This window comes from Mucilaginibacter paludis DSM 18603 (assembly GCF_000166195.2).
GTDB classification, from domain to species: Bacteria; Bacteroidota; Bacteroidia; order Sphingobacteriales; family Sphingobacteriaceae; genus Mucilaginibacter; species Mucilaginibacter paludis.
This window is the reverse complement of record NZ_CM001403.1, coordinates 1,030,114-1,051,168: the sequence shown is the minus strand read 5'-3', so window position 1 is coordinate 1,051,168 and position 21,055 is coordinate 1,030,114. Positions and strand designations below refer to the sequence as shown.

The following is a 21,055-nucleotide window of genomic DNA, read 5'->3' as shown; positions in this document are numbered from 1 at the left end:
TGGATTTGCTTGTCGTTTAAAAAAATCAGTAGCCGACATTGTATCCACATAACCAGCACTTTGCCATACCAAGATTTGTAGAAGGTTGGGAGTTTTATATTGGGAAGCGATCTGAAGCGGTACCTTAACGGCGCATAGCACGAAATAGCCCTTTGTTGTGATCTGTAATGCTCGTTAGCTTTAATAGGATAAATCATGAAACGAGCCTGTTGTTAACAAATTAACTTATACCCAATGCCCCTAACGTTGATGATTTGTACGGCAGTATCGTGTTGTAAATGTTTACGTAATTTGTTAATGAATACATCCATGGTACGCGTGTTGAAAAAACTGTCATCACCCCATAAAGTAATCAGCGCCTGTTTCCTCTCCAATAAAGCATTCCGGTGATCATAAAGTAGCTTTAACAGTTGGGTTTCGCGGTGGGACAACCGGTGCTCTTCACTTCCAAATTTCAAAAGCTGCTGGTGTGGAACAAATACATATTTGCCAATGGCTGATTGCGTCTCAAAAGCTGAATGAGGCGGCTTAGCTCTTTTTAATAATTCGTTAATTCTTAAGAAGAGCTCTTCTAAGCTAAAAGGCTTTTTAAGATAGTCATTTCCACCGCTCTGATACCCTTCGATCAGATCATTGGTCGCGGTTTTTGCTGTAAGAAATAAAACCGGCACCTGCGACCCTGACGATCTGATTTGTTTTACCAGTGTGAAGCCATCCGTATAGGGCAACATCACATCGATGATACACAGGTCAAAAAACTGATTATGAAATAAGCTAAAAGCCTTTCTTCCGTCAGGTGCATGTACTACGCTGTAACCCAGCTGTTCCAGGCTGTCTTGGACTACTCGTGCTAAAAAAGGTTCGTCTTCTACCAGCAAAAGATTAAGCTTATCCATCAGCTTAGCGGTAATTTAATCGTAAACACGCTGCCGGTTGGTTGATGGTCAGCTACGGTTACTTCGCCGTGGTGCTGTTGGATCACTTGTTTGACATAGCTCAAACCCAGGCCAAAGCCTTTGACATCATGTAAATTGCCTTGCGGAACCCGGAAAAATTGCTCGAATACCTGAGCATGGTACTCGCGCGGAATGCCAATGCCATTGTCTGTTATCTTAATAACGGCGTGGTTAACTAATGCCATTACTTCAATGGAAACCGACGGTCTGCCAGTCGCATATTTCAACGCATTATCAATAAGGTTTACCATCACGTTCCTTAAGCTGGAAATATCGCCACGTATGCTGGGCGCCGCTTCAGAGGGTCGGTAATCGACAATTGCATCATGGCTTTCTATTAGTGGTCGCAAGTCATTAATCGCCGCTGACACCAATTCGTTAAAATCAATTTCGGTCCAATTGGCAGAATGGTTTTTAATTAGCCGGCCAGTGTTTAAAATCTTGCTGGTGAGGTCCTGAAGCTTATCAGACTGATAGCTGATCATGTCCAGATATTCTCTTTGTATATCCGGATTATACTTAAACGTCTTCAGTGCCTCAGTGGTGATTTTAATGGATGATATTGGTGTGTTGAGCTCATGCGTCATATTGTTAATAAAATCCTCCTTTAATTCGGCCAATTTTTGCTGAGATAGCAACGTCCTCACCGTATAGGTAAAACAACTAATCGTGATAATGATTAAAAGCAGCGAGGTAATAATAACCCATTTCATTTCTTTGAAAAAATAAGTATTGGGGCTTTCAATACCCGCGTAAACAAAATCGTTTTTGAAAGGCTTCCTGAAATTGGTATTGACCTTTCTGGTCAGATACAAGCCGGTCTGACCTGTCGGATTGAACACAAAGGGTGCATTGATATTCTTGTTTGCCAGCTCTCGCTTGAAAAGTTGTTCCAGGTCAGGCGGCTTTACTTTGCTGGCATTAAATACCTTCACCAGGCTATCGCCCAGCATTTGCGTGTAATAGTAAACGATCCCTTCCTTAAGATCACGCTTCAATATCCTATCCCCGAAATGTTTAATCATTAAAGCCTTTGCTTTTGGCGTAATATGGTCCAGTTTTTCCTTAAAATCGTTCAGACCGAACTGGGACTTACTTTTTTTATCTTCTTTAAATTTGGGGTGCGCATCCCGCGTGTAAAATACAGTCATACTATCCCGGTTTTTGTGATCAGCCGTAATGATGATTAAAGAGGTATCTGCCAGCCAGCCCTTAAACTTTGTGACGATCTGTTCCTGCCGCTGATCTGTTTCTTTGGCCACTGCGATATTCAAGGCTTCATTGATATCATGATCAAATGCTCTTACTGTTGTTCGGTAGTTCTGATAATTCCAAAAAAGCTGTAAGCCAACAATACCCGTGACACACAGCGACATCAGTACCAGGATAAGTAAGATATGCTTTTTCATTAATGTAAAATTACAATAAGCGCTTCAGGAAAAGTGGGCGTTAACACTAATTAACTTTGGTTAACCTATGTTAAGGTGCGATGGTTGATGGCAGGAGTACTTTTATAAAAAAAAGATTTATGAAAAGAATATTTATCCTTTTACTGTTAGGTGCAGCACAAGCTTCTGTTGCCCAGGTTAAAAAAAGCGAAACGGTTCCCAATTTGGATTTTAAAACACTGCTTAACTCGCCGGTTAAATCCACAAGCCTGAGCCAGCTTAAAGGCAAAGTAGTCCTGTTGGAATTTTGGGCTACCTGGTGCGGCTCGTGTTTAATAGCGATGCCCCATTTAAATAAATTACAGACCAAGTACCCAAAATCTCTGCAGATAATTGCCGTAACCGATGAAACCGAAAAGCGGGCGGCATTGTACATCAAATCTAAACCAGCTAATTTTTGGTTTGCTATAGATACTGGTCGTGCTATCGCGAAGGTCTTCCCGCATCAGTTGATCCCGCATTCTATCCTTATTGGACCCAATGGCAAATTGATTGCGGCCACCAGCCCGGAATCGATCACCGAAAAAGTAATTGATAGCCTACTTAAAAAGCAACAGGTACACCTGCCGGAAAAAAAAGATAACCTGGTTAGTCATGAGGATTTGATCAAACAAAACTTTTTCGCTTCAGATACCGTGCAATACCGGTTCATGATGCAGGCAGAGATCAAAGGAGATCCCGGGTTAAGCACAACTTGGCTGGACAATAAAGCTTTTAGCGGGCGAAGATTAACGTGCATCAACCTGCCTTTGACTACCCTTTATATGTTGGCTAATGGCCACTATCCCTATAGCCGCACTATTGATGAAACAGAAGTTGGTAAAAAAGCGCCGGTTTATTGCCTGGACCTGATCGTCCAAAATCCGGCAGACCTGTTGCCGGCATTGCAAAAAGAGCTGGCCAAACGCTTCGACCTACAAGCAAAGATCAAACCGGTAATTAAAGATGTCCAAATTTTGCGGATCACTGATACCACAAAATTCAGGTCTATTAAAAAAAATACATCCGGTGAACGCACTTACTATGCCAGGCATGGGGAGATCGACCAGCAAATGATCACCATGAAGGAGTTTGCACAATATGTGGAAAACTATGGTATAGAAAAGCTGGTAGTAGATGAAACCGGCAACGCAGAAAAATTTGATATTAAATTCTCTTTCCAGCCGGAAAATCCGCAAAGCCTACTGAATATTTTAGCCGGCATGGGCTTAGGTTTAACAAAAGAGCAACGGGAGGTCAATATGCTTATACTGTTCAAGCAACCTGTTATTTATTGAATATTCGGCGCGAACGTTGAAGGAGACGTTTCTGCGTTGTATTATCAAATTAAACATTATTTGATAATACAATTAAGCATCTTGCTGTAACGACGGCTACATTAATCTGATGTCGATTTTATTTATTGTCCACTCATTTTTAATAGAAGCATAAATAATTCGACTCAAAAATACACCGTATGGATAAAAAATGATCTATAGCGGACGCTAATTTATTGGCACCTTTGGTTTATTAGTAAGGCTTCCTTTTATAACTGCTTCGTCAATATTGTATCGCTTTTGTAAACTATTCTTGTGTAAGAAATCAGGATAGAATGGGAAGCAAACTTATTGACCCTTCCCTTAATAAATCAGCGTTACGGAACCGCTTAACACTTGCTTAGCGCCGTGTGTGCTAATAATATAATAATATGGTCCTTCCGGAAGTTTTTTTCCGGCCGATGTACCATCCCAGGGTTTTGAATAACCATTTTGGCTATACACCAAGGCTCCCCAGCGTGAATATACTTTGATGTTTGTAGTATGATCAGCATTGAGCCCGCTTATTTCCCAGGTATCATTTTGCCCGTCGCCATTCGGAGTAAAAGTATTAGGTATGTGTATATCTTTACATTGGCTGCTGATGGTGATTATTTGTGTTGCCGTACAACCATTATGATCAGTAACCTTTAAAGAAACTTTGCCAATATTCCCGGTGATAAAGCTTGACGAACCTGCTGAGCCGTTCCATTCGTATTTTGCAAAACCCGAAGGAGCCGTTAAAGTGATGGTTTCATTCGTATACTGACACAATGTGGCATTTGTAAGTGCTAAAACAGGATTGCTTAAAAATTGCACTGCTATACTTTGATAAGCTGTACAACCGGAAGCAGATGTAACGGTTGCAGAATAGGTGCCGCCCTGTGTTACGCTAATGCTGGCGGTGGTTTCACCCGTTGACCATTTGATCGTACTGCCGGTTGGAAAAGTAGCCGTTAGATTGACTGTTTGCCCGGCGCACAAAGTGGTGTTGGTAGTTTGTTGTAAATTGACGGTTGGCGGATTTTGAAAATCCAAAGTGTAAGCAGCAGATGATTGGCTGCATGAGGTTAGCTTGCTTGCTACATCTACCGTATAATTCCCGCCTTGGATAGTGGTTAACGATGTGCTGTTTTGTACAGAAGGAATAAGGATGCCATCGCGGTACCAGTTGATGGTGTAGGTGCCATCGTTAACAAAACTGGTTTTCAGGGTGGCCTGGTCGCCAATGCAATAAGCCATCTTATCTGTAGTGATGATAGGTACATTTATGGTTATAAAGCCAATCGCAGTTTCCTGCGATGCTACCCAGGTGCCAGCGCAGGATAATACTTCTACTTTGTATTTGCCTGGCTGGCTAATTTTAATTGATGCTGTGGTTAAACCGTTTAAAACCCCATCTTTATACCAACGGTATTGATACGCCTGCCAGTTGATGATCTGCGAACCGTCAATTGGCACGGTAGCTGCCAACGTAGCTTGCTCACCCAGGCAGTATGCTGCTTTATCAGCCGTTATTACGGGCTGCGGCATTTTTACAAACGTTAACTGTACTTCTTTTGATGCTACCCAGCCATTGCCCTGGCAACTGCTTACTTCGAGTTTGTATTTACCGCTGATGGTGGTGTTTAGCGTTGCCGTTGTGTTACCATTGAGCACGCCATCCTTATACCAACGGTATTGGTAAGCCGCGTTAGCCCCTGTTGTTAAGGTAGCCGTGCTGCCATCGCAATAACTTTGCTGATCGGGATAATTAAAAGTAAATAAAGGAGCTGTGATGGTGGTTACCGTAAGGTGATTAGACTCGAAATATACAGGGGAGCAAGGGTCATACATGGTTATGTAGTAGTCGCCGGCTGCAGCTATCGATAATGAATTCCCTACCTGCCCTATCATGGGCTGCCCATCTTTATACCATTGAATTACGCCGCCTGTATAAGCATAGCCTAAAACGGAAGCGCTGGTTGTGGTATTTGCGCATATTTGTAGCTGGCTGATATTGGGATTTTGCCCTGTAAATTGTATGGCCGATAGCTTATTAGCCGTATTGACATACGGCGCGAAATTGGGTGTTATCAGGTATAATCCATCAGTGGCGGCTATCCAGGCGCCATCTTCACATACGGGCTTAGCGTATGAGGTCGCATTTACGCAAATGTCATTGATCTTTTTTGTTCCCAGATCATTAAGTAGAAACATCGTATAATGAGGAAGGGTAGCAGAACCAAATATTTGGTACCCGGAATTTGAAAAATATAATCCGGCATCAGTGCCAACCAATAAATTTTCTTTGATTAAACCCGGGTTTGCAATATTCCCAAATGCCGTTAGTCCATAAATTGATGTGATTGCGTTTACGTTGATGCCGTCGAGATAATGGTAATGGGGGTAACCGGAGCCTTTTGAGTTTGCACGGTTGTTTTGGAATAAGCCTTTTTCAGTCCCCCAGTAAAGGTTCATATAGGTTGTGATATACCCGTTATCCTCTATCAGTCCCTGCGTATAAGAAGCGCAATTCAAATTGTAGCCCAAAGTGGAAGTGCCATACCAAAGGTCGCCACCATAAAGCCCAAGCATGTATCCCATAACAGGATATAAAATTGCAGGGTCAGGGTCCATGCCGAACTCTAAATAGCTTGTCAATTCATTTCTGTAAGTGGCTTTGAAAACCCTGCTCGCCACTGTTGATGAATTGGAAAGCATGAGCTCAGTTTTATAGTCGTAACGGCAAAGGCCATGATTTGTAGCAATTAATAAGGCATGTTGGTTGTTAAATTTAACAAAAGGGTAGTTTTGATAGCTGCCGGTGTAATCGATTCCTATAGAATTCACCAACCCAGGTACACCATCGGCCGGCGTTATTAATTTATAGGTTCCCTTTTTATATTCTATAACATTGGACGAATTAGTGGCAATAAAAACCGTGTCCTGGCTGCGCCCGGCAATGTCGATAAATTGATAGCCGCTGTAAGCGCTGAACTGGCTGCTGTAGTCGTCAACCACTTTTGTAACACTGTTCATCCGATATACTTCGTTATTTTGAGCCAGTATCCAAAGATAAAGATCATTAAAATCGCGCTTAACTTTCAGGATATTTTTACCGGCCAAAAACGTCCCGCTTAAATGAAAGTCAACATCTTGCTGGGCACGTGCCCCGTAAAAGGGAAAAACAATAAAAAACAACAGTAGGTAACGAAAAAGCATAGAGTAACTAATATACCGAAAATAATATATCCAACCGGCATAAAATATATAAATAGTTTTTTGCAGGAAGCTTTTTAAAATGAATAAGGGTAAATAAACACCGTTTTTGTAATGAAATAAACCCTATTGTGGCGCCATTTTGTAATAGAATAAGGGTAGTAAGTAAAATTACTGGCAGCATTTAAAATTTCGATAGGCCATTTTGATGATACTACTTAACTCCCCTGATGAATTGATTGTTCAGAAGTCAAATCGGCCTTGTAATAAATTATCACTAAAATATGGTGACAAATAAAGGGAAATTTATTGTTTGAATAACATGGTTTTAACTTCTTGATTGTTAATAATGAGTTTTGTATCAGGCATTAGCTTGCGTATCCTGTCTGTTTCGGCGAGTGTAATATCGCCATGTATTTTAAACTGCTGCACTTTTATATTCGCCATTTCGTTGGGAATATCTACGCCATTGGTAAAGTAAATTTCGAGCAATTTGATAGGCCCTATATAGAAAATCTCGGGCGGAATTGTTTTACTGCGCAGCATAATGCCACCCCAATTATCAAGCGTGTTTTGCTGCTTTAATTGATCTACTAACGGTTGGCTAACTGCTGCTGTGTCTTTTTTTCTAATCATCCAGCCAATTTCGGGACGAAGACCAAATGTTCTATCATTCTGCTTTAAGCCAACAAAGCCAGCCCATAATTCAAGCGGGGTTTTAACAAAATTACCTGCGCCATCGCCTGATTGATATTCCAGGTCAACTTTTACTATTTCGTTAGGCAGGCCGCCCGTTCCCGCAATCTCTTTTAGCTCCATGCGTTTACCATCTTTATTATACGGAAAAAACTTAACTATCCACCCATCAATAATGGTAGGCGAACCGCATTTACCTTCCGAATGATATTTAAACATATCTTTCCAAAAATCCCGGTCAGCTTTACCCTCCGATGCCAGTATAAATTGTTTCAATAAAGGTTCAATTTCGTCAATCCACCAGTCAAGTTTGTATTTTCTCAAGGCCTCGGTTTTGGTTAAAACACGTCGCCAGTCTTGCGGGGTGCCTTCTAAAGTTATTTTGGGTATCCCGCAGCCTATCATGATCACTATAAAATCAAAGTACGATTTTACGGCATTCATCAACGTGATTTGCGATGCTACCTTCGTAACCGGCGTAGTTGTGCTAAAATCGGCAGTTAATGCATCGGTAAGCTGCTTGCCGGTATGATCGGCTATTTGCTTACTAAACTCGGGGAAAACCTCAGGCCAGGGGCTTTTGGCATCATCCAGTTTGATCTTGTTGTTTTGTACAATTAAGCTTGTTTTTCCATCAAAATCAACAAATAATTTACGCAGTTCTTCGCTGTTGTTGTTAACGTGGTTGGCAAAACCCTGGCTAATGAGCAGCCACATCATATCCGGCGATAGCGTAAACGGACGGTGATCTGCGTAAGCGGCATACATACCTTCAAAAAAAGGATGATAGCCGCGTGTTACCAAGCTATCGTGAACCTCGCTTTGGGCAATGATGTTAAATGCAGGGTTGGTATGCGGCTTGTTGAGCGGGTATCTTGATATGCCGTTATCCTGCCGGATAAGATCTTCAAGTATCACCCGGTAATCCTCAACCCTTAAAAGTTTTTCCGGCGGTTTTAGGTCCTCAACCTTAAAGGTTATGCTCTTTTGCCCATAACAGGTAAATATATTAACCAATAAAAGCGCGGTAATGTAAAATTTTCTCATCTGTGTTTGGTTTTGGGTTAGATGCAATGGAGTATACTATTCCATAAATAAATTTTAATAAAAATGACTGATAACGGCAGTTCATTAATATTAAAGCAACACTTTGATAATATCAACCTTGATTTTGCCGAGGTGCTGATCATGGATAGCCAGTCGGCACGTGCCATTGATGTTTTGACGGAACCTGATCCCGCCATTTATAGTAAAAATTATATTTCGATAAAAAATTACCTGTTAGCAAGTGCGCAATATTTGGTAACGCCTGCATCGTACATTAAAATAAAGCAAACGCTGGCTAATCAAATCAAAACAGATGGTAAAGTAAGCGGTTGGGATTTCAGCATGTTTAACACATGGATAGGGGGGCGGTTCTCTGGGCCAACCAAAAGGATGATTTAGTGGCTTTGCAAAACATCTCGAAATAGAATGATGCTGCTTCTGTCCGGTGTTTGCACCGTTCAAACTGTTCCTTCTGTTGTGCTTGTCCACATGCGTTTTCACAATTTTATTCAGGCTTAATCTTGCGCTCGTTAGTGGACGAGTGCCCCAAAATGAGTATATTCACAACAGTCGCCGATGCTGATATTCATCGCAAACATCACTTTTCTCATCACTATACTTTGGGGGTTTATAAAATTACTTTTTATACTTTTACAACCTATGGAAAGTTTGAACATCATCGGTATCGCTGTCAGCACCACGAACCAAAACGGACAGGCTGCGCAGGACATCGGGCAACTTTGGGGCCGCTTTTACGGCGAGGATATTCCCGGAAAGATTACGAATAAAGCTGGCGACGAGGTTTATTCCGTGTATACCGATTACGAAAGCGACTATACCGGGGAGTATACAACCTTCATCGGCTTTAAGGTGCACTCGCTGGATGCTGTTCCCGAAGGTTTGGTGGGCCGCACTTTCGAGCCCCAGCAGTTTAAAAAATTTACTGCAAAAGGCACCATGCCGCAGGCCATTGTTGAAACCTGGCAACAGATCTGGCAGAATGATGAAACCCTACACCGCAGTTACCGCTATGATTATGAGCTTTACGGCGCACTGTCTCAAAACGGCGAAAACCCGGAAGTGGACATTTTTATTGGCGTAAACTAATATGATGCAAAAACGCTCAGGATGAGCCAGTATCTTGCACGGGTGCTTGGTGGCATTGATAAAAGTAGTCGACCTGAACATACCTAACCCGTCAGGCACAAGATGGCGGCTGTGGCAGTTTGGCATTGGCTTTGCTGCCGCACATCAACATAGCTACACGGTAACCGAACTTAAGCTGAACGCCTCAGGCAACCTGGCAGTTGAACTGTTGTGTACGCAGGCAAAGGTGAGTTTTATATCCTGTTAAACATTTTAAGGCATATATTTTCACTGAAATCCTGAACGAAGCTAATGGCGCCATATTCAAAATACCGAAATGGCCTTCTCCCCGAAAATGATTTAGTTAAAATCCCACCAAACTACTTCTTTCGGCGGATCGCCCAGGGTGTAAGGCTCCCCGATACGAGGAACGTTCATCCGCACGCCTAATTTTTCGGCAGCGGGCATCAGCTTTTCTATAGGTTCGTTCCAGGGTTGGTTAGCCTCCTTAAACTTAGCCCAGTGGATGGGCTGTAGCAAACGGGCTTGCAGGTCAACGGCAGCCTGCGCAGGTTGACCGAGCCACAAATGTGTCCATGGCCAATTAGGGCTGTACTGCCCACACTCCAGCAGGGCCAGATCAAAAGGGCCATATTGCTGGCCTATTTGTTTAAACAGAGGCCCATAACCGCTATCGCCGCTGTAAAACAGCCGGTAATGGTCTGCCTGTATCACGTAAGATGCCCAAAGTGTTTTATTTTCGGTAGCGTATGTACGGTTGCTGCGGTGCTGGGCCGGTGTGGCGGTAATTTTCAGGCCACCAGGCAGCGTGGTTGATTCGTTCCAATTCAGTTCGATTATCTTTTTAGGATCAAATCCCCAATACACTAAATCGGCCTTTACACCCATCGGCACTACTGCCATTTTAATTCGGTCTTTCAGTTTTTTCAGGGTGCGATAATCCAGGTGGTCATAATGGTCATGAGAAATGATCAGCACATCAATTGGCGGCATATCCTCGGCGTGGTAGTGCTTAGTACCCGGGAAAGCCGTAATTAACCCAGGCACTGGCCCGGCATGATTGCTAAAAATAGGATCGATGAGTATATTACCCTGCCCGGTTTTGATGAGTAAAGACGAATGCCCGAACCAAACGATGGTTGGCGCTGGTGAGGCCAAGGTCTTCAAATCAGTTTTAACCCACGGTAGCGCTTGAGAAGGCCGGATGCTTTCGGGGTGCTTTTGAAACATCAAACGCAGTGGGCTTTGCTTAACAGTAGAGTCTGATCGTTCGGCCACATTTTCAAAACTGGCACTTTTGTAGTTAGGCAAAGCCTCTAAGCGGGTAAGTTCTTCGCCCTCCGGATTTTTCCCCAATGATTTTACCAACCCACACCCAGCCACAACCGTTAGCAATAAAGCAGCCATGCCAATCCCCACACATCTGTATTTCATACCCTGCAATTAACGCTTAAAGTAGCTTATTATTTTAATAACGGGCCTAATGTGCCGGCAGAGGAAAATGATACCGCGTCGATCTCATATTTTAAACGGCCCTTTTAATTAGGAAAACGGCATTTGCTTGGATGTGGTTTAACAAATAGGGTTAAAAAGACTTTGTTGAGGTATGATATCAGGTGTAACAGGTTGATATGCATTTGAAAAGGATTTTTCGTCGCCCTGATTTAGCATTAAATTAAGATATATTTGTTCTAATCATGCTGATGAATTTATCCTTAAATGATTCAGGTTTTTTAAAAAGATCATTTCTGGCGGCAGGTAGGGAATTGCTGCTTTAGATGGCCGATCGAGGCGGAAAAACTATTAAACCAATTAAAATGAATAACAAGTTATTTTGTTTTTTGCTGTTGTGTTTATTGCCCGGCTGGCTGGCGCATCGGGCTTATGCGCAAGCTGGCGGGGTAAAACAGGTGCAACTAACCGAATTTCAACTGCAATCATCTGTATTAACTAAGGCAGATGGTGCCCGCTTAACGCAAAAAAACGAGCAACCGGCAGGTAAATGGTATCCGGTACGTGTACCATGCACAGTGCTCGGCGGGCTGGTAGCCAACAGTGTTTATCCAAGCCCATACTTCGGGCTCAATAATATGTTGATACCCGATGCTTCCGACGAGTTTAATAAGGCGTATCGACTGGAAAAATACAGCTATATCAAAGGGCATCCCAATCCATGGAAAAACCCTTATTGGTATCGTACAATTTTTACCGTACCGGCAGCAGATAAAGGCAGGCTTTTTCAGCTCATTTTTAAAGGCATTAACTACCGGGCCGAAGTTTGGCTAAACGGCGTTCGTATTGCCGACTCTACACAAATGGTGGGTATGTTTGCCGAATACAGTCTGAATATCTCCAAACAGGTTAAAGCTGGGGGCAGTAATATACTGGCTGTAAAAATTTATCCTTTAGACTATCCGGGCCTACCCGCCAAAGAACAGCTGAAAGCATTAGGCCCCTTTTATGAAAACGGAGGCCCTACCGGCGATATCGGTAAGAACGTAACCATGCTATGTTCGGCCGGATGGGATTGGATGCCACCCGTTCGTGATCGCAACATGGGTATCTGGCAGCCTGTTTACCTGCGTACCACCGGTATGGTAACCATTAGCCATCCTAAATTGGTTACCAATTTGCCGGGGTTACCCGATACCACTAAAGCCGCCGACCTGGCTTTGGGACTAACACTTGCTAACTACGGCGGGCAACCGGTTAACGGCAAGCTGCGGTTAAGTATAATGCCTGAAAACTTTGCCGGAGCAACCCTAACGTTAAACCATACGGTAAGTATGCAGCCGGGCGAAGTTAAAACGATCGATCTGGGTGCTGGTCAATTTAAAGAGCTCGTGATCAAACAGCCGAGGTTATGGTGGCCAAATGGGTACGGGCGCGCCAATTTGTACCGTATTCGTTTACAATATGTAAACCAAGGCCGGGTTTTAGATGATACTTCGTTTGTTTTTGGCATTCGCAATGTTGCCACTAAAACTACGGATGTAAATGGATTTGTTCGCCGGGAGTTTTTTGTGAATGGCCGACGGGTGCATTTGAATGGAGGGGCCTGGGTACCCGATTTGATGGTGAACCGCGATTCGGCCCGGTATGATCATGAGCTTCAGCTTTGCCGGAACGCGAATGTAAACCTGGTTAGGATTTGGGGCGGCGGCATTACACCACCCGACCAGTTTTGGAACGATTGCGACAAATATGGTTTGATGGTATGGTCGGATTTTTGGATAACCGGCGATACCCAGGGCGAGTTTAAGGGCTCGCCGGACTGGCCGCTGGAAAGTAACGTGTTTGTTAACAATATCAAGAGCACCATTTACCGCATCAGAAACCATCCCAGCTTACTGGTTTGGACCGGTGGTAACGAAGGCCATGCCCGGAAAGAACTGTACGACCAGATGCGAAACAGCATTATCAAGTTAGATGGTACCCGCCCTTATATTCCAAGCTCGTCCGGCTTTGCCAAGCTGCCGGTTGGTTGGGCGGGTGCCTGGCCGGATGACGGCCCGGCGGGTGTTTACAGCGGCGGACCTTACGCCTGGAAAGACCCCAAAGCCTATTACAAGTTAGCTGATGCAGGCAAGGATTGGGTTTTTAAGGACGAAACGGGCCTGCCATCCCAACCGCCTTATAACACACTCGCCAAAAATATACCAGATACAAGCTGGGATAATACGCTGCCTTTCCCGCTCAATAACATGTGGGGATATCATGATGCAGCAACGGGCGCGGCAAAATATGATGAGTATTACAAAGAAATGGTGAGCCGGTATGGCGCGCCGCTTAGCAGGCTCGATTTTTCTAATAAAATGCAGTTGATGAACGCTACTGGCTACCAGGGCATCTTTGAATCGGTTGGGCATAAACTGACTGAAACCGGTGGTGTTATGCTCTGGAAACTCAACTCGGCTTTTCCAAGCGTGGTGTGGCAAATTTACGATTGGTATCTGCAACCTAATGCCGGCTATTACTTTATGCAAAATGCGGTAGAACCGGTACATGTGCAGTTCAATCAGAATGATTCAACGGTGGTACTGATCAACCGGGCGCATCAGCCTACCGGCCCTGTAAGTATGCAAGCCGAAATATACGACCAGTATAGTAAGCTTAAATATGAAAAAAATGCGATGTTAGGTATTGATGATGAGGGTGTTAAAGTGGGTGTAAACCTGGCTGCCGATTTGAAGTCGGTTAAGGGATTTAGCTTTGTACTGCTCCGTTTAAAAAACGGTAAAGGCGATGTGATCTCCCGTAATGCTTATTGGATGGCGCCGGGGAATGATTATAAACCGTTGAATACGCTGCCACCGGTACACCTTAATGCCCGGGTGACAAAACTGAAACAAGGGAAGTTTGAAGATGACTGGACACTACAGGTAAGTAATCCGGGTAATGGGATCGCTTTTTTTATCCGACCTCAATTAATGGTTGATCAAGAAGAAGTAAGGCCAAGCTATTGGAGTGCAGCTTACTTCACGCTGGCTCCTAACACAAGTATTACGATAACAGTAAGTGCCCCAACATCAAAATTAAAAGGCGGAAAACCCACACTTACGGTAGAAGCGTGGAATGCCACAAAACAGCTTGTTCAATAATTATATGAATTTGAATTTAATTTATTGATTTTAAATGAATTGATGTTAGGTAGTGGTGCGATGTTATTGTAATTGGTACTTACGATGACTTGCTGGTAAGTTGTTGGTTTTCAATATTAAGTTTTTCTCCGTCATGTCATCCCGACGCGAGGAGGGACCTCCTATGATGAAATATGCAAGGTAAACGAGGCAAAAGGGCTTAAAAAGGGGTTATAACACGTATTGCTTAAATGTTTTAAATATTTTTGGTCAAAGCATGGCCCTGTTTGTTTAACTTTCCAGTGCAAATCAAAAGAGGAAACAGGCGCTGCTGAGGAGCAACCTGCCAGCAATATGATTTGCTGAACCACGGATAAAGGCCTCTGTCAAAGGAGGCTTTTTATTTATCCTGTTCACTGAATGGCTAAAAAAACCTTCACGAATTTTTATTTTAATGCGTTGATAAATGACCAGCTAACCTCCTATAAGCAGACACTTTGCAGGCTGCAGGATCGCGTTCAAATTATTTGGATAAAAGGGCAACCGTAACCTTTTGTATAGCAGACACCTTTCGGGCCGCAGATCCCTCGCTTCGGTTTGCCCATTTCATAAAAAAACCAAACCGGCTTTATCAGGCATTTGTCCTTGTGGACTTATTTGACAACCGAAGTTACGTAAGGTTTTTGATTCTTCATAACGAACCGTATCCGGTTGAGCATTTTTTTAGCTATCCTGATGATGGCCTTATTCTTTTTCATTTTTTTGCAAAGGTTATTGAAAGCCAGCGTCATGGCCGGGTCGAGCCTGACAGCTATCCAAGAGGCCTCGATAAGCTTCTCCCGTAATTGATGATGAGCTCTTTTAGTGAGCCCCAATATGATTTTTTGATCGCCGGAACTATGCATATCCGGTACCAAGCCTATATATCCACACAAGGCATCCAGGGAATCAAAGCGTTCAATGTCGCCGATCTCTGTGACAAATAATAAGGCGGTAATCTCGCCTATACCGGGGATGGTCCGGATCAGTTTTATAATTTGTTGATAACGTGGCTGCCTGGATAGGGCTCTGACTTCCCTGGTGGCTGTGAGTACCATGATACGGGTCTGCTGGTATCCCTGTAGCAGAATATCCAGGTTGATCCGTGCTGATGAAGGCAAGCAAAGGGCCTTGAGCAGGCAGATATAATGATTCGACCAGTATTTATCGGTGTCTACCGTCACCGACTGGTCCTGGAAGTTAAGCCATCCTTTTATTCGGTTCTTATAGCGTGTCTGATCTTTGATCATTTGCTGGTAAACACGGATAATACCGCGGTCATCCTGTTGCTCGATGCCAGGCACGAAGATACCTTTCAGGGCTCCTTCACTTAATGTTTTACTGAGTTTCCGGCAATCGACCGTATCTGATTTGCGCTGCTTTTCCTTGTCTGTCAGCGGGACATCGGCAGGATTTACGACGATGCAGGACATCCCCAGCTCACTAAACTGTCGCTGATAGCCAAAGCCGCAAAAACCGGCTTCGTAAACGAGCCTGTAATCGGCCGAAGGATAGTTCTGTTGTAGATGCCCGCTTAAGGCCTTAGGTGAAGGTTCCTGGGAAAACGTCTTTAGCTCCATATGGGTGCTGCGAAGGCTGACCTTCCAGGACTTCTTGTGTACATCTATGCCAACAAAAATAGTTTGTCCGCTAAAATCTAATTGTGTACCTTGTTTCATGAGTTCTTGGTTTAAAGTGTTTGTTAATGGTTCACTATTAAGCTACAACCTTTTTTTCAAGAACTCTTTTACATCATCTATCGAACCATTTCATACATACGACCTTTTGCGCGCGATAAGTATGCACCAATCAGTATTCTTAATTTAGAGCCGGATCCTTACTCAGTATAACACGTCCTTTTTTGTGCGCAAAAGCGGTCATCCTAAGCCTGTCGAAGGACGTGCGGCATGGCCTTGTACGAGGTGTTTTTTGATGCGACTTATTATTTAGCTTGCCTAAGTTGTTGATTGTCAATATGTATATTATTGCTCTAATATATAGTAGCCTTTAATTTAGAACATCGGCCCGCTCAATCGCCGCTTGAAGGCTTTGCTCGTTATTCACTATTGTTTGTTTTTGGCGTGAAGATTTGATATCGCAATTTTGTCTTGACACAGAAAGAACCAAAACAAAGCGACCTCATGAATACCTTGAAAAACAAACAATAGATGAATAAACCGACCGTAGGGAGCTCATCAGGCGAAACGTAAAGTTTCTTTAATTTTTTAAGATTGGTTAAAGCCCCCAGATTCTCTAATGGCATTTTAGCTTATAAAACATCAGGATATACCAACAAATTAGTTTGTTAATCATCATCAACTCTATTAATTCCGGTAAATGTTTTCATCTTGTGTAAAACTACCGGATGATGAGTTTGTTAAGTTTGATGATGATCAGATTGAATAAAATGCAAATTGGCGTGGCCATGGGTATTGGCGCGGCTGCTATCGCTATGAATTTTTTATCCTGCGTTACAATCCCAAAAGGGGCGAAGGCAGTTAGCCCTTTCCGTAAGGATAGTTACCTGGGCAAATGGTACGAAATTGCGCGGATGGACTTTAAATTCGAGAAGAATCTCGACCACGTTACCGCCGAGTATTCACTTAACCCGGATGGATCCATCCGCGTGGATAATAAGGGTTACAACTATGTGAAAAAACAATGGAAACAAAGTATTGGCAAAGCCAAATTTGTTAAAACACCCGATGCCGCCCGTTTAAAGGTTTCATTTTTTGGCCCCTTTTATGCCGGTTATAACGTCATAGCCATCGACCCTGAATATAAGTACGCCATGGTGGCCGGGAATAACCTGGATTATCTTTGGTTGTTATCCAGAGAAAAAGATATCCCCGCGGCTATACAAACGGCCTATTTAAAACAGGCGCAAAACTTAGGATACGACGTAAGCAAACTGGTTTGGACCAATCAGCGCTAAAATGGGCCGGTCGGTTTACAGCCGATAGCATAAATGAAGATGTAAGCCCCCGTTAATAACAGGAATTGAAAAAATGCAGCCCCGGCTTCGGTTTATTTCTCTGCCGGTAACGGGCTGCATTATTGTTTTTTTGAAATGGAATTGGCGGCCCTTCCTATCTGATCTGACTTTTGATTAAGCCGATCTGAGGTGCAACGCACGACGATTCATGATCTTGGTGATTAGCGTCCGTAAGCGCGATTTATAGTCCTCCGTTAGCCATTCGGTATAGTTTTTAGTCACCCGGCCCAAGCATTTGGCATACTGTTTTACGCGCCAGGCTATCTCTTTTTCCAGCAGTTCGGTCAAAGCCAGGGCTTCGGTCAGTTGATTGCTGTTATCGGCGCACATCAGCGCATGCTGGCGGATAGCATCCCTGATCACAATTTTTGATTTGAGCTGATTAGCCACGGCTTCCTGGTGGGCCTGCTGGATGTCAAATGACAATTGCAGGGTGTTGGGGAACTTGGCGCGAAGGTCGGCAGGTAATTGGTGTGCCTCAAATTCGCTCTTGCTGTGTAAGGCTTCGTAATAGGCCTCTGGTTGCTCAAACACCCGTTGCCAGTCGATAGGTACATGCCATTCACCAAATCGGTCGGTATTATTACCCAGGTCAATAATGGTAAAGGTTTTCTTTTGCGGTAAGCGGCGCGCCGCCCTGCCAATCATCTGATGATAAAGGGTAAGTGAGGTAGTAGCCCTGTTCAGGATCACCGCCTGTACTGTAGGCTCGTCAAAACCGGTGGTTAAAATAGAAACCGAGGTGAGGATAGCGCCTTTAGTTTTTTTAAACCATTTAAGTATCTCTGCACGTTCTGATGGTGCGGTGTGGTTATCCAGGTGTTTCGCCGGGTAACCTGCATCGGTAAATAATTTCAATACCGCTTTAGAGGTAAAAATACCATTATTGAAGATAAGCGTTTTTTTGTTTTTGGCATGCGCCTCATAGGCGTGCAACAATAGTTCAAGCATAGCCGGTGAGGTGTACAAGGCATCCGATGTGGCTACCGTAAAATCGCCGCTGATGCCGGTTTGCAAGGTATTCAGTTCCACATCATAACGCCAGTTGGTAGGTTTAGCTAAAAAGCCCTGTGCAATCAGGTTCTCAATACTTTCGCCAACCACCAGTTCCTGGTAATGCTTGCGCATAGGTAGGTTGATATCTGAGCTGAAGGGTGTGGCAGTTACACCAATTACGGTGGCCTGCTCAAACTTACCCAACAGTTTTTGGAAAGAATTATGGTGTGCCTCATCAATAATTACCAGCCCGATATCTTTTGTAGCAATGATACCCGCTTTAATCCGGTTCTTCAATGTTTCTACCATGGCTACAAAGCAGCGATAGTTCTCTTTTGCGGAGATCTTTTTTACCTGGCTGTTGATTACCTTATTACGGATACCTAAGGCCTTGAGCGCGGCCGAGGTTTGGCTGCACAGCTCTACCCGGTGCGTCAGCACCATCACCTTTTTACCGTACTGGGCAATATAGCGGCCTGCAATTTCCGAAAATATGCGGGTTTTGCCGCCGCCGGTAGGCAGTTGGTAAAGCAGCCTTTGTTGTGCCGGGGCGCGTTCCAGCCGCTCAAACAAAACATTCAGGTCGCGCTCCTGGTAGGGGTATAGTTCGGCTACCGTACAGTTAGTTTTCATGGCGTGGAGAGTTGAAATTTGTGGTGATCAATAAGTTCTTCATGGTTCGTTTTCGAAAACAATATCCATGCCGACAGGCGATAAAAGCCGTCTCGTTGTGCACCGCATTATTTTGCACCGTCAAATTGCTACAGTTTGGCCTATAAATGAGCCATCGGCACCGTCTTTGTTTTCCGCCCATATAAACGCGAATATGATGAAGCTGCTCAAGCGTGGATGATCCGTTCCGTTGAACGCATCGGTTTGAAAATCAAAGCCTGCACCTACCGATGGTGTTTATATTTTAAACGTTGCCAATAAAGTCAAACCTCGCAAAATCCTGCTGATCAAATTTTTTTCGACAAATAAGGGAAGTATATGATGATGGCACATAAAACCGAGAAGAGGCAGATAATTAACACAGCCGCCGAGGCCAAATCTTTTGCCTGTCCAATCAGTGGGTCTTGTTCTTTAGAAATCCGGTCTGCTAATTTTTCAATAGCTGTGTTGAAAACTTCAGCCGTCCAGGCCAGGCCAATCAGCATCAGGGTGATGAGCCACTCGGTTTGATTCACCTTTAGCAGGCTATTTACTACCACTACTGCAGCAGCAGCTGCAAAATGGAAGGTCATACTATGCTCATACCGAAATGCCATCACTATCCCTCGTATAGCATGTCGATAGCTTGCCAGATGTTCCTTAATTCTGCTCGTACAACGCATCTGCTTTTCTATTTAAAAACATGTGCCAAATAAACAATACAATAACTGGCCAAACAAATAATGGAGTTTGAGTTAGGCCGGGCAAATATATTTTGCTTTTCGTCCTTCTCAGTCAAAATATTACTTGCTATTATCCAAAATACAAGAGAAACCGCAATGTCCATAAAGTCAAACCGTCCATTGGTAATATGCCATAACTGAAGTATTTCTAAGCTAACACAAAATATAAGCGGTATAAATACGCAGTTTAGCCGCCATTTATTAAGCTTAACGTAAAACGTTTTTGATGTAAGTGTTATACAAAATACCCATAAGCCTTCGGGCAAAGAGTAAATAGCCAGGCTATTTAGTGGCAATAACCGCCCTACGCGAGCCTTTAACATTTTATATTTCTGGAATGAAATCAGGCGAATCGCAATTTCGTTTACAAATGTCCTGTCTGTTCGATAGAATAAATAAATAAACAAACTGATGAGCATCGCTACACAAATAAAAATATATTTCTTTTTCACTTCTTCTGGTAAATTAAAAGTTTGAAATAGGGCACCAAACCAAAGTTTACCTCTTTTAAAAGGGTGAATTTTGTTATAGCCGCTATGTTATGAATGTGGAAAAACGACTTAAAATGAAGTAGCGTCGAAATTTTTTCAAAAGCGCGATCAATTTTCCCAAGCCAGTTATTGGGTGTGAAATGATTGAGGATAAACACCTGCCCCTGTGGTTTTAACACCCTGAATACTTCTGCCAGTAATTGGTCCGGATTATCCACTACGGCTATAACATGCGAAAGAACAACATAGTCAAACGCTCCATCATCAAACAAAAGAGCTTCGCCATCCATTTTTAAAACCGTTACATTGTCGTAATTTTTTTTCCGGGCTTGTTTAATCATTGCTGCAGATGTATCGATACCGGTGATTTTATGCTTTTTGTAAAACTGGAAATGAGCGCCATTGCCGATGCCGATTTCCAGTAAAAAGCCTTCGGGCAACATGTTGACCTCGCTGAATAAAACCTTTTTTTGTGGTTGGAGGACAACATCTATCAAAGGGTATAAAAAGGCGAATTTGTTGTAAAAGGAATATGTTTGTGCATTCATCATCTTAAATTATCCAATCATTTAAGGTTATGGCTTTGTATTTATAAATCTTCAATTAATAAAAGGACTATTATAGGTATCCGGGAAACAAAAATATCAATTTACTTTTATTTTCAAAGTACTTTGTATTTTTTATAAATGCCAGTAACGATAACCTTTATAATATAAAACGCTTCTGTGCTCATGAGCGCAGATTAAAAATTGCGTTGATACGCAAAAGGTAAATAGGTTACCGGTGACCGAGATATATCCTTGACGATTT

15 protein-coding genes are annotated in these 21,055 nt (G+C 43.2%); 6 read left to right on the top strand and 9 right to left on the bottom strand.

Annotation, left to right across the window (positions count from 1 at the left end; genetic code table 11):
• Positions 1-212: 212 nt before the first annotated feature.
• Positions 213-896: a response regulator transcription factor gene (locus tag MUCPA_RS04445; RefSeq protein WP_008504703.1), complete on the bottom strand. Its 684-nt coding sequence runs from the start codon at positions 894-896 to the stop codon at positions 213-215.
• The gene (locus tag MUCPA_RS35670) at positions 896-2,365 is read right to left on the bottom strand and encodes a sensor histidine kinase (RefSeq protein ID WP_008504701.1); all 1,470 of its coding nucleotides are present in this window, start codon (positions 2,363-2,365) and stop codon (positions 896-898) included. The genes MUCPA_RS04445 and MUCPA_RS35670 overlap by 1 nt, the downstream gene beginning before the upstream one ends.
• A gap of 119 nt (positions 2,366-2,484) precedes the next feature.
• Here MUCPA_RS35670 and MUCPA_RS35665 point away from each other — a divergent pair, with 119 nt between their 5' ends.
• The gene (locus MUCPA_RS35665; RefSeq protein ID WP_008504699.1) at positions 2,485-3,681 is read left to right on the top strand and encodes a redoxin family protein; all 1,197 of its coding nucleotides are present in this window, start codon (positions 2,485-2,487) and stop codon (positions 3,679-3,681) included.
• 342 nt (positions 3,682-4,023) lie between these two features.
• Here MUCPA_RS35665 and MUCPA_RS04430 read toward each other — a convergent pair whose 3' ends face one another.
• A complete protein-coding gene (locus MUCPA_RS04430) occupies positions 4,024-6,903 on the bottom strand; it encodes a gliding motility-associated C-terminal domain-containing protein (protein ID WP_008504698.1) in 2,880 nt (959 codons plus the stop codon).
• Positions 6,904-7,206: 303 nt separating this feature from the next.
• The gene (locus MUCPA_RS04425; RefSeq protein ID WP_008504697.1) at positions 7,207-8,643 is read right to left on the bottom strand and encodes a DUF4419 domain-containing protein; all 1,437 of its coding nucleotides are present in this window, start codon (positions 8,641-8,643) and stop codon (positions 7,207-7,209) included.
• 63 nt (positions 8,644-8,706) lie between these two features.
• On the opposite strand from MUCPA_RS04425, the gene MUCPA_RS04420 reads away from it, so the two are divergent.
• From MUCPA_RS04420 to MUCPA_RS04410, 3 genes are all read left to right on the top strand, one after another.
• On the top strand, positions 8,707-9,042 hold the full coding sequence (locus tag MUCPA_RS04420; protein WP_008504696.1) for a hypothetical protein: 336 nt from the start codon (positions 8,707-8,709) through the stop codon (positions 9,040-9,042).
• Positions 9,043-9,303: 261 nt separating this feature from the next.
• Positions 9,304-9,750, top strand: a complete 447-nt coding sequence (locus MUCPA_RS04415; RefSeq protein WP_217220400.1) for a GyrI-like domain-containing protein — start codon at positions 9,304-9,306, stop codon at positions 9,748-9,750.
• Between the two features lie 49 nt (positions 9,751-9,799).
• The gene (locus MUCPA_RS04410) at positions 9,800-9,997 is read left to right on the top strand and encodes a hypothetical protein (RefSeq protein ID WP_157543812.1); all 198 of its coding nucleotides are present in this window, start codon (positions 9,800-9,802) and stop codon (positions 9,995-9,997) included.
• A 92-nt stretch (positions 9,998-10,089) separates the two neighbouring features.
• Here MUCPA_RS04410 and MUCPA_RS04405 read toward each other — a convergent pair whose 3' ends face one another.
• Positions 10,090-11,184 (bottom strand): MBL fold metallo-hydrolase, encoded by a 1,095-nt coding sequence (locus MUCPA_RS04405; RefSeq protein WP_008504693.1) that lies wholly within the window; start codon positions 11,182-11,184, stop codon positions 10,090-10,092.
• A gap of 383 nt (positions 11,185-11,567) precedes the next feature.
• On the opposite strand from MUCPA_RS04405, the gene MUCPA_RS04400 reads away from it, so the two are divergent.
• Positions 11,568-14,351, top strand: coding sequence for a glycoside hydrolase family 2 protein (locus MUCPA_RS04400; protein ID WP_008504692.1), 2,784 nt, complete (start codon positions 11,568-11,570; stop codon positions 14,349-14,351).
• 632 nt (positions 14,352-14,983) lie between these two features.
• Here the strand turns inward: MUCPA_RS04400 and MUCPA_RS04390 are convergent.
• Positions 14,984-16,048, bottom strand: coding sequence for an IS110 family RNA-guided transposase (locus tag MUCPA_RS04390; RefSeq protein WP_008503956.1), 1,065 nt, complete (start codon positions 16,046-16,048; stop codon positions 14,984-14,986).
• Between the two features lie 686 nt (positions 16,049-16,734).
• Between MUCPA_RS04390 and MUCPA_RS04385 the strand changes: the two genes are divergently transcribed.
• The gene (locus MUCPA_RS04385; protein ID WP_316928917.1) at positions 16,735-17,304 is read left to right on the top strand and encodes a lipocalin family protein; all 570 of its coding nucleotides are present in this window, start codon (positions 16,735-16,737) and stop codon (positions 17,302-17,304) included.
• A gap of 174 nt (positions 17,305-17,478) precedes the next feature.
• Here MUCPA_RS04385 and MUCPA_RS04380 read toward each other — a convergent pair whose 3' ends face one another.
• The 3 genes from MUCPA_RS04380 to MUCPA_RS04365 all read right to left on the bottom strand — a co-directional run bounded on the left by MUCPA_RS04380 (position 17,479) and on the right by MUCPA_RS04365 (position 20,796).
• Positions 17,479-18,993, bottom strand: coding sequence for a DEAD/DEAH box helicase (locus MUCPA_RS04380; protein WP_008504690.1), 1,515 nt, complete (start codon positions 18,991-18,993; stop codon positions 17,479-17,481).
• A 326-nt stretch (positions 18,994-19,319) separates the two neighbouring features.
• Positions 19,320-19,694, bottom strand: a complete 375-nt coding sequence (locus MUCPA_RS04375; protein ID WP_008504689.1) for a diacylglycerol kinase family protein — start codon at positions 19,692-19,694, stop codon at positions 19,320-19,322.
• A 508-nt stretch (positions 19,695-20,202) separates the two neighbouring features.
• Positions 20,203-20,796 carry a class I SAM-dependent methyltransferase gene (locus MUCPA_RS04365; protein WP_008504687.1) on the bottom strand — a complete coding sequence of 198 codons (594 nt, stop codon included), beginning with the start codon at positions 20,794-20,796 and terminating at the stop codon, positions 20,203-20,205.
• Positions 20,797-21,055 lie beyond the last annotated feature (259 nt).